The sequence below is a fragment of the Petrotoga sp. 9PWA.NaAc.5.4 genome (genome assembly GCF_002895485.1).
In the GTDB taxonomy this organism is placed as follows: Bacteria; Thermotogota; Thermotogae; order Petrotogales; family Petrotogaceae; genus AZRK01.
In genome coordinates this window covers 285,072-301,601 of the sequence record NZ_AZRK01000001.1, presented here as the reverse complement: position 1 = coordinate 301,601, position 16,530 = coordinate 285,072, and the positions used below count along the sequence as shown (strand labels likewise).

General features: G+C 30.8%; 13 protein-coding genes and 1 pseudogene. 13 read left to right on the top strand and 1 reads right to left on the bottom strand.

Annotation, left to right across the window (positions count from 1 at the left end; all coding sequences use genetic code 11):
- The 5 genes and pseudogenes from X924_RS01430 to thrS all read left to right on the top strand — a co-directional run.
- Nucleotides 1–391: pseudogene (locus X924_RS01430) on the top strand (methyl-accepting chemotaxis protein); the annotation flags it as partial.
- A 68-nt stretch (nt 392–459) separates the two neighbouring features.
- Nucleotides 460–942, top strand: a complete 483-nt coding sequence (locus X924_RS01425) for a GNAT family N-acetyltransferase (protein ID WP_121957156.1) — start codon at nt 460–462, stop codon at nt 940–942.
- 19 nt (nt 943–961) lie between these two features.
- Nucleotides 962–1,834 carry a DegV family protein gene (locus tag X924_RS01420; RefSeq protein ID WP_121957155.1) on the top strand — a complete coding sequence of 291 codons (873 nt, stop codon included), beginning with the start codon at nt 962–964 and terminating at the stop codon, nt 1,832–1,834.
- Between the two features lie 675 nt (nt 1,835–2,509).
- A complete protein-coding gene (prfA, locus tag X924_RS01415; RefSeq protein ID WP_121957173.1) occupies nt 2,510–3,574 on the top strand; it encodes a peptide chain release factor 1 in 1,065 nt (354 codons plus the stop codon).
- 20 nt (nt 3,575–3,594) lie between these two features.
- Nucleotides 3,595–5,517, top strand: coding sequence for a threonine--tRNA ligase (gene thrS / locus X924_RS01410; RefSeq protein WP_121957154.1), 1,923 nt, complete (start codon nt 3,595–3,597; stop codon nt 5,515–5,517).
- A gap of 61 nt (nt 5,518–5,578) precedes the next feature.
- Here the strand turns inward: thrS and iadA are convergent, their stop codons facing one another.
- Nucleotides 5,579–6,712, bottom strand: coding sequence for a beta-aspartyl-peptidase (gene iadA / locus X924_RS01405; protein ID WP_121957153.1), 1,134 nt, complete (start codon nt 6,710–6,712; stop codon nt 5,579–5,581).
- 249 nt (nt 6,713–6,961) lie between these two features.
- Between iadA and X924_RS01400 the strand changes: the two genes are divergently transcribed.
- From X924_RS01400 to X924_RS01365, 8 genes are all read left to right on the top strand, one after another.
- Nucleotides 6,962–7,984, top strand: coding sequence for a LacI family DNA-binding transcriptional regulator (locus tag X924_RS01400; protein WP_121957172.1), 1,023 nt, complete (start codon nt 6,962–6,964; stop codon nt 7,982–7,984).
- 12 nt (nt 7,985–7,996) lie between these two features.
- Nucleotides 7,997–8,980, top strand: a complete 984-nt coding sequence (gene galT, locus X924_RS01395; RefSeq protein ID WP_121957152.1) for a galactose-1-phosphate uridylyltransferase — start codon at nt 7,997–7,999, stop codon at nt 8,978–8,980.
- 33 nt (nt 8,981–9,013) lie between these two features.
- On the top strand, nt 9,014–10,168 hold the full coding sequence (locus X924_RS01390; protein WP_121957151.1) for a galactokinase: 1,155 nt from the start codon (nt 9,014–9,016) through the stop codon (nt 10,166–10,168).
- A 233-nt stretch (nt 10,169–10,401) separates the two neighbouring features.
- Nucleotides 10,402–11,634 carry an ABC transporter substrate-binding protein gene (locus tag X924_RS01385; RefSeq protein WP_121957150.1) on the top strand — a complete coding sequence of 411 codons (1,233 nt, stop codon included), beginning with the start codon at nt 10,402–10,404 and terminating at the stop codon, nt 11,632–11,634.
- Nucleotides 11,635–11,985: 351 nt separating this feature from the next.
- On the top strand, nt 11,986–12,855 hold the full coding sequence (locus tag X924_RS01380) for a carbohydrate ABC transporter permease (protein WP_121957149.1): 870 nt from the start codon (nt 11,986–11,988) through the stop codon (nt 12,853–12,855).
- Nucleotides 12,852–13,658 carry a carbohydrate ABC transporter permease gene (locus X924_RS01375; protein WP_121957148.1) on the top strand — a complete coding sequence of 269 codons (807 nt, stop codon included), beginning with the start codon at nt 12,852–12,854 and terminating at the stop codon, nt 13,656–13,658. The genes X924_RS01380 and X924_RS01375 overlap by 4 nt, the downstream gene beginning before the upstream one ends.
- A gap of 45 nt (nt 13,659–13,703) precedes the next feature.
- The gene (locus X924_RS01370; protein WP_199172600.1) at nt 13,704–14,720 is read left to right on the top strand and encodes a glycoside hydrolase family 43 protein; all 1,017 of its coding nucleotides are present in this window, start codon (nt 13,704–13,706) and stop codon (nt 14,718–14,720) included.
- A gap of 49 nt (nt 14,721–14,769) precedes the next feature.
- The gene (locus X924_RS01365) at nt 14,770–16,521 is read left to right on the top strand and encodes a glycoside hydrolase family 2 protein (protein WP_121957147.1); all 1,752 of its coding nucleotides are present in this window, start codon (nt 14,770–14,772) and stop codon (nt 16,519–16,521) included.
- Nucleotides 16,522–16,530 lie beyond the last annotated feature (9 nt).

Sequence of the window (16,530 nt, the reverse complement as noted above, 5' to 3'; positions counted from 1 at the left end):
GATAAGCCAAATACTAACAAATATAACCCAAAGTACAGATAGAGTAAACCAAACGACAGTGAAAGTAGTAGGAACGATAGAAGACATAAACAAAGAAATGGGAAATGTATTAGAAAGTTTCAAACACATAACAGAAAGAATAGAAAAGATGAATCAAGGGATAGAAAACATGACAGCCAGTGCTCAAGAACAAAGTGCAAGTGCCCAAGAGATGAGTTCAGCGATGGACAGAGTAGCAAAAGCGGTAACAGAAATAAGCCAGCAGTTAGAAACATCGAGAAAGATAATAGACAACCAATTAGAACAAGCTATAGGTATAAATGAAGATGCTAAAGAGTTGAATGAGATATCTTCAGAGTTGAAAGGGTTAGTTGAGAGCTTTAAGATATAAACAAAAAGCTGCAAGTACCGAAAAGTTAAAGACAGTATGTAGTTAAATTAGTTAGGAGGAAATAAAAAATGGCAGACATGCTTGTAAAACTTTATGATTTAAAGTATGACGAAGAACTTTTTAATCGACTTAGAGACAAAGGTATTAGTGTTAGAAGAGCAAAAGCTCCAGAAAAAAGTTTAGTTTTAAATTGGGTTAAAGAAAATTTTGGGGGTTACTGGGAAAGCGAATGTGACGTATCTTTTTCAAATTCTCCAATAAGTTGTTTCATTGCTATAGATAAAATAAAAAATAAAATCGTTGGTTTTTCTTGTTATGATGCTACATGTAAAGATTTTTTTGGTCCTACAGGAGTAGATGAAAATTATAGAGGGGAAAATATAGGAAAAGCTTTATTATTGATTGCTTTAAAAAGTATGTGGGAAATTGGATACGCATATGCTATAATTGGAGGAGTAGGACCTATAAAGTTTTATGAAAAAGCGGTGAATGCCATCTTGATAGAAAATTCAGAACCAGGTATTTATGAGGGGTTGTTAAAAAATAACTGAAAGAATGGGTGAGTTATAAATGAAATTAATTGCTCAAATAGGTGATTCAGGTGGGATGCTGCCTGAAAAATTTTTGGAAGAATATAATATAAAAAAGGTTCCATTTTACATAACTTTAGATGGAAGTAACTATTTAGTACAAGGTAAAGAAATTTCAGATAAAGAGTTATATGAAAAGATGGAAGAAGATCCTAATTTATTACCTAAAACTTCGGCACCAAACGTTAATGATTGGTATCAGGCTTTTGAGGAAAAATATAAAGAAGGATATAGAAAAATTATAGTAACAACTATATCCAGTAAATTATCGGCAAGTAATCAAAACGCTAATGTAGCAAAAAAAGAGTTTTTGAGTGATTATAAAGATTGTTCTATTGAAATTATAGATACTTTAACATGTTCGGCGGGACAATCGGCCATAGAATTAAAAATTGCTCAATATATAAAAGAAGGAATGGAATCGTTTAAAGAATTATCCGAAATAGCTAAAAAGCTAATTGAAAAGACAACTCTTGTTTTCACCGTTAAAACCTTAAAATACATGGAAGCAGGGGGAAGGATAGGTAAAGCAGCTAAATTTCTTGGAATTTTATTAAAAATTAATCCCATAAGCGAATTTGTCGATGGAGAGGTTAAACCTATAAAAATCGAACGTACCAGAAAATCAGCATTAAACGGAATGGTCGAAATTGTTACTAAAAGAATTAAAGATGTACAAAAAATAACACTTTTTACAAGATCCGCTTTATTTGAAGAAGATGAAAATTATATAATAAATAAATTAAAAGAAAGTTTGAATTATCAAAAAGAAATTTATTCAGGTGTTCTCGAAGCAGTTATTGGTGTTCATGCTGGTCCTGGAGCTATAGGAATTGCTTTTACTGAATTTTAACTTTCTTAAGGTTGAATTTTTTAAAGTTCAAGGTGGAGTCCACTTCTCTATTCTTTGATAGAAGTATCGCTTGAGTTGAAGAATTAAATAATTGGTCAAGATTAGAGTAGCGGAGGTATTTTTTAGGAAATTCAAATTTTAAATATTGATAAAATGAGAATTTTAGAATTTCTAAAGTGAGTAAAAAATATTATAGGGACTTTAGAGGTGATAGTTTTCAGTAAATAAGTATTTAAATTTAAAATGGGTCCAGGGTGGGACCCTCCTTCTCTTTCGCTACGTGTAGCGAAAAAGTTAAAAAAATTAGGAATTAATAAGTATTAGAAGCAGGAAGATATTTTTGAATAAATTTAGGGCTAAAATATTGACAAAATTTAAGTTTTAGAATTTATAAAGTGAGTATATTGAATGTTGGGGACTTTAGAAATGAGAATTTTCTAAAAATAAACTTTTGAATTTATAACGGGTCCAGGGTGAAGCCCTTTCCCTCTTTCCTTCGCTATACGTAGCGAAAAAGGTAAAAAAATTAGGAATTAATAAGGATTAGAGTTATGGAAGCATTTTATAAAGAGTTAAGCATTAAAATATTGACAAAATGTGAACTTTATAATTTATAAAGCGAGTATATTGAATATAGAGAGGAGGAAGGTGTTTTAAAACACCAACAGTTTGAATATTTTAGATTTTAAAGAAGAAATAGAGAAAAGATTAAAAGAAGTGGAAGAAAAATTAAGTGATCAAAATATTACTAATGATATAGAGAGACTTAAAGAATTAGGTCAAGAACATGCAAGGCTCTCAGAATTAAATGAACTGTTTAAAAATTATGAATCTGCTCTTGAAGACATAAAAGCTCTTCATGAAATGTATAATGCAGGTGAGGTTTCAGAAGAAGAATATTTATTTATGTTGAATGAAGTAGAAACAAAAAAAGAGAGTTTAGAAAAAGCTATAACTGAAAAATTAGTTCCTCCTGATGAATATGACGAACGGGATATAATAATGGAAATAAGAGCCGGAACAGGAGGAGATGAAGCCGCATTATTTGCTTCTGAATTAATGAGAATGTATTTAAGGTATGCGGAAAGAAAAGGATGGAAATGTGAGATTTTAGATATTAACGAAAATGAATTAGGTGGAATAAAAATAGTTATTTTAAAGATCAAAGGTAAAGGGGTATATAAAAGATTAAAATATGAAAGTGGGGTACATAGAGTTCAAAGAGTGCCTCAAACAGAATCTTCTGGAAGAATTCATACTTCGACAGCAACCGTTGCAGTTTTACCTGAAGCTACTGAAATAGATGTTCAAATAAATGAAAATGATCTCAGAATAGATACTTACAGAGCAGGAGGGGCTGGAGGACAATATGTAAATAAAACAGATTCTGCAGTTAGAATAACACATATTCCAACAGGAATTGTGGTAACTTGTCAAAACGAAAGATCTCAGCATCAAAATAAAGAGAGAGCTATGAACATATTAAGAGCAAAACTTTTTGAATTAAAGTTAAGAGAGCAACAATCTCAATTAACCCAACAAAGAAAATCTCAAATTGGAACAGCCGAAAGAAGTGAAAAAATTAGGACTTACAACTTTCCACAAAATAGAGTTACAGATCATAGAATACAATACACAACTTATCGCATAAATGAAATTATGGACGGAGATTTAGATGAAATAATAGACAAGTTGATAGAAGCTGATTTGAAAGAGAAGATAGACAGTTTAATTGTATAAAATACTTCCGAGGTGATGTAATGGTCAAGATAACTTTTCCTGATGGTTCAGTAAAAGAATTCGAAAATAATGTAACCCCTGCAGATATTGCCAAAAGTATATCTGAAGGATTATATAGAAAGTCAATAGCAGCTAAAATAAACAATGAATTAAAGGATTTAAATACTCCAATAAATTATGATTCAACTCTAAAGTTAATAACCTTAGAAGATGAAGAAGCTCCAGCTATTTACCGTCATACCATGTCACATATTATGGCGCAGGCTGTCGTAAGAATATTTGGAAAGGATAAAGTAAAATTAGCAATTGGACCAGTTATTGAAGATGGTTTTTATTATGATTTTGATATTGAAGGTTATAAAATTTCAGAAGAAGATTTTCCAAAGATAGAAGAAGAGATGAAAAAAATTATAAAGGAAGATATAAAGATTGTTAGAAAAGAGTTGAGTAAAGAAGATGCTAAAGAATTATTTAAGGACCAACCATATAAACTTGAGTTGATAGACGAAATTACAGATGATAAAGTTTCAGTTTATTTTCAAGGGGATTTTGTAGATCTTTGTAGAGGCCCTCATTTACCTTCCACTGGATACGTTAAATATTTCAAACTTTTATCCGTTTCTGGAGCATATTGGCGTGGCGATGAAAAAAATAAAATGCTTCAGAGAATATACGCGACCGCTTTCGTAAAAAAAAGCGATTTAGACAACTATCTAAATATGATAGAAGAAGCTAAAAAACGTGACCATAGGAAACTTGGGCCACAGCTTAATTTATTTATGCTTCAATCCGAAATGGCTCCTGGAATGCCGTTTATGCTTTCTAATGGGAAAATAATTTTAAATGAATTAATGACCTATTCAAGGCAAGTACATAAAAAGTATGGGTATCAGGAAGTTGAAACTCCCCAAATTATGAATATAAAGTTATGGCACCAATCAGGTCATTGGGATCATTATAAGGAAAACATGTTTTTTACAGAAAAAGAGGACATGCCAATGGCTGTGAAACCTATGAACTGTCCAGGACATATTTTAATATATAAAAATAATTTTGTGAGTTATAAAGATTTACCAATAAGAATGTTTGAATTTGGCAGAGTTCATAGATATGAAAGAAGTGGGGTATTGCACGGCCTTTTTAGGGTTAGATCTTTTACACAAGATGATGCTCATATCTTTTGCACTAAATCGCAAATGGAAGAAGAAATAATAAAAGTAATCGAATTAACTAATGAAATATATTCAACTTTTGGATTCAATTATGAAGCTATCTTAAGTACTATGCCTGAAGATCACATGGGAGAAATTGAAACATGGGAAAAGGCAACTCAAGCACTTAAATCTGCATTAGAAAAGTCTCAAATAAATTACAAAATAGCTGAAGGTGATGGTGCTTTTTATGGCCCTAAAATTGATTTCCATCTAACAGATTCTATAGGAAGAAAATGGCAATGTACTACTATACAGCTCGATTTTCAGATGCCAGAAAGATTTGAAATAGAATATGCTAATGAGAAAGGCGAGTATGAAAGACCAGTTATGATTCATAGGGCAATATTTGGTTCCTTAGAAAGATTTTTTGGTATTTTGATAGAAAATTTCGCAGGAGAATTTCCTACTTGGCTTGCGCCAACACAAGTTTCAATAATTCCAGTTTCTGAAAAGTACAACGAAGAAGCAAAAAAATTTGCGCAAGAACTTGAAAAAGAAAATATAAGAGTATATATAAATGACTCTGATTCTACTGTGGGTTACAAAATACGAAACGAACAAATGAAAAAAGTTCCATATATGATAGTATTCGGAGAAAAAGAAGTCACAGGGAATAATGTCAATATTAGAACAAGAGAAGGAAATACACAGGAAAATGTCTCAAGAGAGAATTTTGTCAAAATTATTAAAGAAGAAATAAAAAATAGAAATTTAAAACTAAGCTTTTAAATTATTCACTTGGTGTTAAATAAAAGCCCAAACACAAAGAACGCATGTTTGGGCTTTATATTTAAGCTAAAAAAGTACCTTTTGCCATGACTTTTTCAATATTCAAAGTGTCTTTTTGTAATAATACCAAATCTGCATCGAAACCTTCTTTTATTTGTCCTTTGTTTTCCAATTTAAGAAAATTAGCAGGATTAGAAGTAATAACTTTTAAAGCTTCTTCTAACGGGATATTTTCTTGAATTACGCAATCTCTTACCTCTTCAAATAGCGTGCATACGTCTGCAACATCTAATTTTAAGAAATTACCTTCTTCATCAAACTTTGGTAAACTTCCTTGACCATCAGAAGAAAAAGAAATATTTTCTATATTTGCCCCTTCGTCCAATAAAGTTTTCAAAGCTTTAGAAGGTTTAGAAAAATCATCTTTACTTTTCTTTTCAGGACTGCTAGTAGTAAAGTCAACTCTACCCCCTAACTCGATAAATTTCTTGCATACTTGAATAGATTCTTTTCCTTTGTTCATGTGTGTAGGTAAGAATTGTGTGATAGGTAAATCTGATTTCTTAAATACTTCTATTAAGGGGTCTACAAAATTTTTGCCTCTTCCAACATGAACATTGACAATACCAGCTTTTTTCGATAAAATACCTCCAATTCTTGCATCCGAAGTTAATCTTGTCAACTCTTCTATCGTAGGTTGAGAACCTCGATGATCTGAAATAGCTATTTCTCCAACACCTATGATTTCTTCAATAAAAACTATATCATCGATAATTCTATTAGTAAAAGTCTTTAAAGGCAAATGATAAGAACCAGTATATGCATAACAACTAACGCCTTCTACATTTAATGATTTAGCCTTAGCTATCAAGTTTTCCATACTTCTTGTTGCATTATCTGTTCCTAATACACCTACTAAAGTCGTTATTCCGCCTTTTACTATTTGAGAAAGGGTAATTTCCGGAGTTCTGGTATTATATCCCCCTTCTCCACCTCCACCAACAATGTGTACGTGAGAATCGATAAAACCAGGAACTAATAGATAATCCTCTCCACCAACTATATCTATTTGTAAATTTGAGTCTAATTTTATATTGCCTTGAATGTATAAAATCTTTCCTCCACCTATTAAAATATCTTTCTTTCCTTCATAAGAAGGGGAATAAACTTCTGCATCTTTTATTAATGTTAACAATTTTTTCACCTCTTGATAGATTAATTCACTTCTAATTATATAACAAAATAAAGATTTTTGCTTTTAAAAATAAGGTGTAGATTTTTGTCTAAGGTATTCGACAAAATCGTACGATATTGTCAAATTGCGTCGACAAAAACTGACAATTTATAATACAATTATAAAAAAGCATTTTGTTTTTTAATTTTTTTGGTGTAAAATTAGATTGATACCGTTAACGTTAACAATAAGAAAGAGGTGATAAAAATAATTCAAAGTAAGTTTGTGACTATAAAAGATATTGCAGAAAAAGCGGGTGTGTCTGTGAATACAGTATCAAGAGCTTTGAACGATAAACCAGATATAAACCCTAAAACAAAAGAAAGAATATTAAAAATTGCTCAAGAGTTAGGGTATGTTAGGAACGTCTATGCCACAATGTTAAAGTCTAATGTAACAGGTACTATAGGAGTTATAGTTCCTGACAGTTCCAACCCTTTTTTTTCAGAAGTATTTAAAGGAATCGATAAAGCAGCTCGAGAAAACAATTATCAAATTATTATTATGAATTCTGAAGGTTTATATGAAAATGAGGAAAAATTCATAAAAACCTTGTTAGAAAGAAGAGTAGATGGGATTCTGCTTTTCCCAATGCAGAAAAGTTATGAGGGTATAAAAGAATTAATTCGAGAAAGATATCCTGTAGTACTCGTAGGTAGAGAAATTGATAGTTGGAATGTAGATGAAATATTCAGTGATGAAACAAAAGGAGGCTATTTAGCTACAAAATATCTCCTTGAAAAAGGGTGTAAAAAGATAAAAATGATAACCGATCAATTGTATAATTCTGCATCTTTTGGAAGAGTTAAAGGATTTAAAAAAGCTTTAAAAGAAAAAAATATAGATTTTTCCGAAGCGGACATAAAAATTTGTGATCGTATACATGAAGGCTACCACGTAAGAGCGGGTTATGATAAAGTGTTAGAAATGATTGAAAAAAAAGAAAAATTTGACGGAATATTTTGTTATAATGATCTCATAGCATATGGTGCAATAAAGGCTTTGAAAGAAAAAGGGATCAAAGTTTCTGAAGATGTTTCGGTAGTAGGTTATGATGATATAGCTTTTTCTCAGTTAATAGAACCACAATTAACTACTATTAGAGTAAAAAAAATTGAGATGGGTTACGAAGCTTTTAATATGCTTTATAAAAAAATAAATACAAAAAAAGTGGATAATACTATAGTCAAGAAAATTTTAGATGTAGAACTTGTGATAAGAAAATCAGCATAAGGAGGATAAAATATGCCGGAACTAAGGTGGAATCCTTTATTAAAGACATGGACAATGGTAGCAGATAATAGACAAAATCGCCCTCATTTACCAGAGGATTGGTGCCCGTTTTGTCCGGGTCCAGGTAAAAAGGTTCCTGAAAACTACGATGTTTACTCTTATGATAACGATTTTCCAGCTTTAAAATTAGATCCAGATGAACCTAATATAAAAGAAACAGATTTGTACAAAGTCTCAAAAAATTATGGAAAATGTGAAGTAATATTATATTCGCCTGATCATAATATCACTCTTCCTCAGTTGCCTGTTGAACATATATACAAACTTGTAAATCTTTGGGTTGATAGATTCAATGAATTATCTAAAGACAAAAAGATTAATTATATTTTTCCTTTTGAGAACAGAGGGAAAGAAGTCGGAGTTACTATGCTCCATCCTCATGGACAACTTTATGCCTATTCTTGGATTCCCTTGAAATTAAAAGTTGAATTAGATAATTGTAAAGAATATTATGAAGAAAAAAATGATTGCCTAATTTGCAATATGAACAAAGAAGAAGAAAGCTTTCAAAAAAGAATTCTTTTTGAAAACGACTCTTTTCTTGTATACTTACCATTTTTTACAGATTATCCATATGGTGCTTTTATAGTAAGCAAACAACATAGAGGTAATCTCTCTCAGTTTACAGATAAAGAAAAATGGGAATTAGCGGAAAGTTTGAAGTTATTAACAGGTGGATTTGATGTACTTTTTGATAAACCATTTCCATATATGATGAATATACATCAAACTCCTGTAAATTCTGAAGAATATAAAGATTCTGATAAATATTATCACTTTCATATAGAATTTTATCCGCCACTTCGAGACAAAGAAAAAATAAAATGGTACGCGTCAAGTGAAATGGGTGCATGGGCAGCAGCTAATACTTTAGCTGTTGAAGAGACTGCAGTAATACTAAGACAAGCCATAGAAAAATTTAAAAAAACCATATAAATTTTTTAAAACTAACAAGAGAGGTAATAAAGAATGGATCTAAAAAACGTTTTTATAAAAGTTTATGGAAAAACAAAGGAACCAATATACCATTTTTTCTCTCCAGGTAGGATAAATTTAATAGGAGAACATATCGATTATAATGGAGGGTATGTTTTGCCTGGAGCTATTAATCTTGGAATATATGGAGTGATGTCTCTTAGAGATGATGAAAAGATACATTTGAAATCTTTAGATTTTCCAAATGAAGTAGAAGTAGATTTGGGCAAAGATATAAAATATAAAAATGAAGATGGTTGGGGTAATTATGCCAAAGGTGTAATAAAATTTCTAAAAGAAGATGGATATTCTTTGAAAGGCTGTAATATATTGATTCAAGGAAATCTTCCCAATGGTGCTGGCCTCTCATCTTCGGCTGCATTAGAGGTATTGATAGGATACATGTTACTGTTTTCAATAATGCAAGATGAAGTCGATAGAAAATATCTTGCCTTATTAGGTCAAAGAGTCGAAAATAAATTTATTGGTGTAAATTCAGGTATAATGGATCAATTTGTTGTAGCTAATGCAAAAAAAGATCATGCAATATTATTAAACACTCAACATCTTTCATATGAATATATCCCCTGCTTTTTAAATGGATACTCTTTGGTTATAATGAATACCAACAAGAGAAGAGAATTAGCTTCTTCTAATTATAATCAAAGAAGGCAAGAATGTGAGAATGCGTTAGAAACTATAAAAAAGGCAAAAAACGAAAACATAAATAATTTATGTCAGTGTACACTTGACGATTTGCAATATATAAAAAATGAAGTCGAATACAAAAGAGCAAAACATGTAATAACGGAAAATCAGAGAGTCATTAAAGCTGTAAATTTATTAAAAAACAACGATTTAAAAGGTTTTGGAGAATTATTAGTTCAATCTCATAATTCCCTAAAATACGACTACCAAGTAACAGGATTTGAACTTGATACAATTGTTGAAGAGGCTTTAAAAACCTATGGGTGCATTGGAGCACGAATGACCGGAGCAGGGTTTGGTGGATGTGCTATCGCTTTGGTTGAGAAAAATAAAGTCGGTGAATTTATAGAAAAAGTATCTAAGAATTATTTAAATGTTACGAAAATAAAGCCGGATTTTTATGAAACTTCTATCGAAGATGGAGTTAAACTTTTATCTTAGTTTTTATTTTTAAATATAATACTTCAAAAAGGTCCATTATTAATGGGCCTTTTATTTTCAAAAATTAAATAAAAATATGAGAAAATTTAAGTTAATTGTCTTTAATTGTTTTTAATCATCCATAATTACTTCTAAAAGCACGTAATCATATTTTGGATTCTCTGTAAATATTGCTATAATTTTATTGGTATCGTTAACGGTATCGATAAATATTAAGGGAGGTATAAAGGTATATGAAAACTAAGCTTTCAGTTTTATTGATTGGTTTAATGTTTATTGTTTCAATATTTGGCTTTACTAAACCTGTAGAAATAACGTTTTGGACTCTTTTCAGTGGTGGAGAAGGATACATTATGACTAATCTTATTGATCAATTTAACAAGGAGCAAAACCAAATTTTTGTTAGTCAACAACCTCTTGATTGGGGACAATATTATAACAAACTTTTGGCGTCTATGGTAGGAGGAAATCCTCCGGATCTTGCTATTATGCATCGCTCTTCTTTAGTTGATTATGTTGAAAGAGGAACTATATTACCATTGGATAAGTATGTTTCTAATAACATAAAAACAGATTATTTAGAAAATATAATTCAAGCAGCCACTTTCAGCGGTCAAATATATGCTTTGCCTTTAGATACACACCCATTAGTTTTATATTATAATAAGAGTGTGCTTCGAGAAGCTGGATTAGTGGATTCAAAAGGGGAAGTACTACTTCCAAAAACATTTGAAGAATTTTATAATTTTTGTAAACAAATTAAAGAAAAGACGGGAAAATATGGAATGGTTATAGAAGATGCTAATGGCTTGGGAGAAAGACTTTGGCTAACTATTTATAGAAATTTGGGCGGAAAATTGGAAGATTCAGATGGGAATTTCTTTATTGACAAAACAATAGCAGAAAAAACATATAAAGAAATATTAAAGTTTTACGAAGAAGGATTAACAACTTATGTAAATTATGATACAGCAAGAGCTCTTTTGATAAGTGGTCAAGCAGGATTTAATTTTGATGGAGTATGGGCTATAGCGTCTTTTGAAGATATGGGAGTTTTACAGGAAATTGGAGTTATGCCTGTTCCACCTTTTTCTTTTAGTGAAAAAGCGTATGTTTGGGGAGATTCTCATACCTTGATAATACCTAAGGCTCCAAAAATGAATGAAGATAAAGTTAAAGCTGCTGTTACATTTGCTGAATGGTTAGTGAATCATTCATATGAATGGGCTAAAGCGGGACACCTTCCCGTTGTTAAGAGTGTGGCAGAGTCAGCGGAATTTTTAGCTTTGCCTCTAAGGGAAGATTTTGTAGTTTCTGCTGAAAGAGCTTTTGTGCCAGAAGTTAGAGGATGGAAAGAAATACAAGATAAGTTACTAGAGCTTTGTCAAGGTGTGATTTTAGGTAAGATTACACCACAAAAAGCTGCTGAAGATCTTGTTAAAACTGTTAATCAAGTAGTAAAATGATGTTGATCAAATAAGTCGCAACATTCCGCAATTTTGCGGAATGTTGCATTTAGGTAGTATTTAGGGAATCTTTAACTGTTTATAAATTTTAAGTTTTAAAGTTTTTTATTATCTTAAGAACTTTAAAAATGAAAATTTTTGAAAAGCAATGTTTTGAATTTATAAGGAGTTCAGGTTGAAACTTTTCTTCCATAAGTTGATACAAATGTTAAAAAAGTTGAAGAAATTCATATTTAGTAAGGATTAAAATTAAAAATATATGTCAAAAAATAAGTTTTGAAAATTGGTGAGGGTTAAGTTTTATAGTTTCTAAAGCGTTTATTATTACATTATTGAGAGGAGAAATTATTAATGAAAAAAAGGACTTTGAGTGGCTATCTATTATTTACCCCTTTCGGTCTTTTGTATGCATTATTTTTAATTTATCCGCTTATACAAGGTTTTAGAATGGCGTTTTATGAATGGGATTTGTTTAGTGAGCCAAAATTTATAGGTTTCGAAAATTTCTTGACAATGTTTAATGATTCAACTTTTTGGAGTTCTTTATGGAATACGATTTATTTCGTAATTTTAACGGTTCCTTTTTTGGTTATATTGGGTTTTTTGATAGCTCTTTTATTGAATGCAAAAATTTATTTTAGAAGGATTTTTAGAGTTATGTTTTTCTTTCCATATATACTATCAATTACAATAGTGTGCAGTACGTGGGCTTTTCTGTATCAACCCCAGTTTGGTATAATTTCTAAGATATTTAGGGCAATTGGGATTAATTATACAGGATGGCTTACCAATCCTAATACTGCTATGCCTGCTATAGCTTTAACTACTATCTGGTGGACTTTAGGTTTTAACGTGATTTTGTATTTGGCAGGTTTACAGGAAATTTCTCCTACAATATATGAAGCTGCAACAATAGATGGAGCTAATTCTTTTCAGAAAACTTTTTTTATTACTTTGCCTTTATTAAAAAGAACGCATGCTTTGGTTTTAGTTTTACAAACAATAGCTTCTTTACAAATATTTGGTCAAGTTTATATTATGACTGGTGGAGGTCCATATGGTAAAACTCGGGTTTTGATTCAATACATATATGATCAAGGGTTTAGATACTTCAAAATGGGATATGCTCAAGCTATGGCTTTGTTTTTCTTTGTAATTATGTTTATAGTAGGAATTATTCAATTTAGATTAACTCTTGGTGGAGGAAGTGATAAAAGTTGAAAAAGTCTAAATTACTTACTTGGATTGCTATTATTATTATAGTTATATATGTTTTCCCAATATTTTGGATGATCATTTCTTCTTTTAAAAGTGACTTAGAAATACTTACTCAAAAAGTTTTCCCTTCAAAATTAAATTTTGGAAATTATACTTATATTTTTAAGCAATCCGGTGTTTTAAACTGGCTTTTAAATAGTACTTTCGTTTCTTTAATTTCAACTTTTGGAGTTGTTATTATAACAGTTTTAGCAGCTTATTCTTTAGGAAGATTAAAATATCCAGGAAATAAGTTCTTATTTTATATTACTTTAGCAGGTATTATGATACCCCTACAGGCTATTATGATACCAAGATACTTGCTTTTAAGAGATTTGAATCTTTTAAATAAGTATTGGGGGCTTATTATTCCTTATATGGTAAATCCTATGTTCGTTTTGATTGTATCTCAGTTTTTCAAAGGCATTCCCAACGAGTTTGAAGAAGCAGCTCGGATTGATGGAGCTGGTGAATTGTATATTCTGTTTCGAATAATGGTTCCATTAGCTAAGCCATCTTTAGTTGCTATAGCTGTTTTCAGTTTTGTAAGTACGTGGAACGATTTTTTGTGGCCTTTAATAGTTATGACTGATCAAAAAATGTACACTTTACCGGTAGGCTTGGCAACTTTTTATGGTTCATATACTATGAAATATGGGGTTACAATGGCAGGAAATGTAATTGCAGCTCTCCCCATTTTTATCTTCTTCATGATCTTTCAAGAACAGCTTATACAAGGATTAACTGTTGGAGGACTAAAAGAGTAAAAATTAAAAGTATACGATTTGTACTGTAGTCAGAGGTGAAATAGATTGAAAACTGCTTTCTTGATAATTGTTAATTTATTTTCATTGCTTATTTACGGTAATAATAATATTAATTTTGATTCGTCAAATTATGTTACTTATACTAATCCCCTAGGAGTTTTTGTAGCTGATCCCTATGTATTAAAAGTAGGGAGCAATTATTATCTCTATGGCACATCAGTTGCAAATATAGGATTTAAAGTATGGGAATCAAGCAATTTGGTAAATTGGGAGGAAAAAGGTTTTGCTTTCAATAAATTTGAAGAAGGAAATGAATGGGGGCAAAGTGATTTCTGGGCCCCAGAAGTTATTAACTATAATAATAAATATTACATGATATATAGTGCTCGAGCTTCTGATGGTCACTTAAAGATAGCTGTTGCCGAAAGCTTGTCTCCAGTAGGCCCTTTTCAAAATATTAAAGCACCCTTGTTCGATGATGGTTTTTCAAATATTGATGGACATATTTTTATTGATACAGATGGAATTCCGTATTTATTTTATGTAAGAGATTGCTCAGAAAATATTATTAATGGAAAACATATTAGCCAAATTTATGTACGAGAACTTTCTGAAGACTTAACCGAAGTAATAGGAGAACCTTTTTTAGTTGTGCAGCCTTCTCAAGAATGGGAAGGATTGACTGAAGAATGGCAATGGAATGAAGGACCTTTTGTTCTGAAAGAAAATGGTATTTATTATCTACTTTATTCAGCAAATTATTTTGCTTCTTCAGAATATAGTATTGGATATGCAACTGCAAATAATCTAAAAGGTCCGTGGATCAAAAGTAAAGATAATCCTATACTTTCAAAAGATTTATCTATAGGTGTTTCAGGACCAGGACATTGTTCAGTTACCACTTCCCCAGATGATAGTGAATTATTTATTGTGTACCACACACATGCTTTTCCAAAATCTCCAAGTGGTATTAGAGTTCTAAATATTGATAGAATTTACTTTGATGAGAATGGAAACCTGAAAATACTTGGTCCTACGAGAACACCACAACCTATTCCGTAACATACAATATTATTTTTAAAAAAACAAGAATATAAAAAGGAGAATGAATATGAATAATATACCTCGACCAGAATATCCTCGTCCAAACTTTGTTAGAAAAAATTGGTTGAATTTAAATGGAACTTGGGATTTTGAATTTGATGATGAAAATCTTGGAGAAAAAGAAAAATGGTTTATATCCCATAGCTTTTCAAAAAAAATAGTAGTTCCTTTTTGTTATGAAAGTGAAATGAGCGGAATTAACGACAAAGCCCCACACGATTACATATGGTACCAAAAAAGATTTGCTGTACCCGAATCTTGGAAAAATGAAACAATAAAAATAAATTTTGGAGCAGTTGATTATATAGCTAAAGTATGGGTAAATGGCGATTATATAGGTAGCCATATTGGAGGTTATACTCCTTTTAGCTTTAATATAACTAATTCCTTAAAATGGGACGGTAAGGAAGAAATAGTTGTGAAAGTTGAAGATCTAAGTTATAATCCAAAACAAGCGAGAGGAAAACAAACATGGATAGGAAAACCTTTTGCTTGCTGGTATACAAAAACTACAGGCATATGGCAAACAGTCTGGTTGGAACCTGTTAACGAAGCACATATTGAAAAAGTTAAATTGACTCCAGATTTAGACAATGGCAATCTAAAAGTCCATACTTTTATGACACATGAAGCTGTTGGAAATAAACTGAAGGTCACTATAAAGTTCGAAGAAATTGATATTGTAGAAACCGACTTTCATTGTTTTGATAATGAAATGAACTTTGTTTTAAATTTGTTAAATAAAGAATTCGAGTGGAAAATAAAATTATGGTCTCCTGAAGAACCCAACTTATATGATATTTACTTTGAATTAATAGATGATGAGGGGAAAATTTTGGACTCTGTAAAAAGTTATTTTGGTGTTAGAAAAGTGTCTACCAAAAATGGAAAGTTTTTATTAAACAATCGTCCCTATTATCAAAAATTAATTTTAGATCAAGGTTATTTTCCAGGTTCTTTGTTAACTCCTCCAAGTGAAGAGGCAATTATAAATGATATTAAAATGACCAAAATTTTAGGTTATAATGGAGCTAGAAAACATCAAAAGGTCGAAGATCCATTATACCTTTACTGGTGTGATAAGTTAGGATTGTTAGTTTGGGGAGAAATGGCTTCATTTTATGAATTTACAAACGAAGCAGCTAATCAATATACAAGAGAATGGCAAGAAATAATTGATAGAGATTATAATCATCCTTCCATAGTAGTTTGGACCCCCTTTAACGAATCGTGGGGAGTTCCTAGTGTTTTGGTAGATAAAAACCAACAAAGTTATACAGTAAGTTTGGTCAATATGATTAGATCTACAGACTCCACAAGATTAGTTGTATCTAATGATGGTTGGGAGCATACAGATACTGATTTATGTACCATCCATGATTATAGAGAATCGGGCAAAGAATTCTTGAAAATATATGAGGATAAAAGCGAAATTATCAACGATGCCCCTGCCAATAAATTTATCTTTGCAGAAGGATATTCATATAATAATCAACCAATTTTAATAACAGAATATGGAGGAATTGCTTTTTCACAAACTGAGGGATGGGGTTATGGAAACAAAGTTACTAATGAAGAAGCATTTTTAAAACGTTTAGACGAAATAACCACTGCTATAAAATCTATTGATTACATAGTCGGTTATTGTTATACACAATTGACAGATGTTGAGCAAGAAATGAATGGACTCTTGACATATGATAGAAAATTCAAAATTGATCCAGAAAAGATTAAAGCTATAAATGATAGAATTGTTTAATTAAGTTCT

Excerpts from the sequence above, each read along its gene's own strand:
- X924_RS01425 (WP_121957156.1), top strand. The coding sequence starts at position 460 with ATGGCAGACATGCTTGTAAAACTTTATGATTTAAAGTATGACGAAGAA.
- X924_RS01420 (WP_121957155.1), top strand. The coding sequence starts at position 962 with ATGAAATTAATTGCTCAAATAGGTGATTCAGGTGGGATGCTGCCTGAA.
- thrS (WP_121957154.1), top strand. The coding sequence starts at position 3,595 with ATGGTCAAGATAACTTTTCCTGATGGTTCAGTAAAAGAATTCGAAAAT.
- galT (WP_121957152.1), top strand. The coding sequence starts at position 7,997 with ATGCCGGAACTAAGGTGGAATCCTTTATTAAAGACATGGACAATGGTA.
- X924_RS01390 (WP_121957151.1), top strand. The coding sequence starts at position 9,014 with ATGGATCTAAAAAACGTTTTTATAAAAGTTTATGGAAAAACAAAGGAA.
- X924_RS01385 (WP_121957150.1), top strand. The coding sequence starts at position 10,402 with ATGAAAACTAAGCTTTCAGTTTTATTGATTGGTTTAATGTTTATTGTT.
- X924_RS01380 (WP_121957149.1), top strand. The coding sequence starts at position 11,986 with ATGAAAAAAAGGACTTTGAGTGGCTATCTATTATTTACCCCTTTCGGT.
- X924_RS01365 (WP_121957147.1), top strand. The coding sequence starts at position 14,770 with ATGAATAATATACCTCGACCAGAATATCCTCGTCCAAACTTTGTTAGA.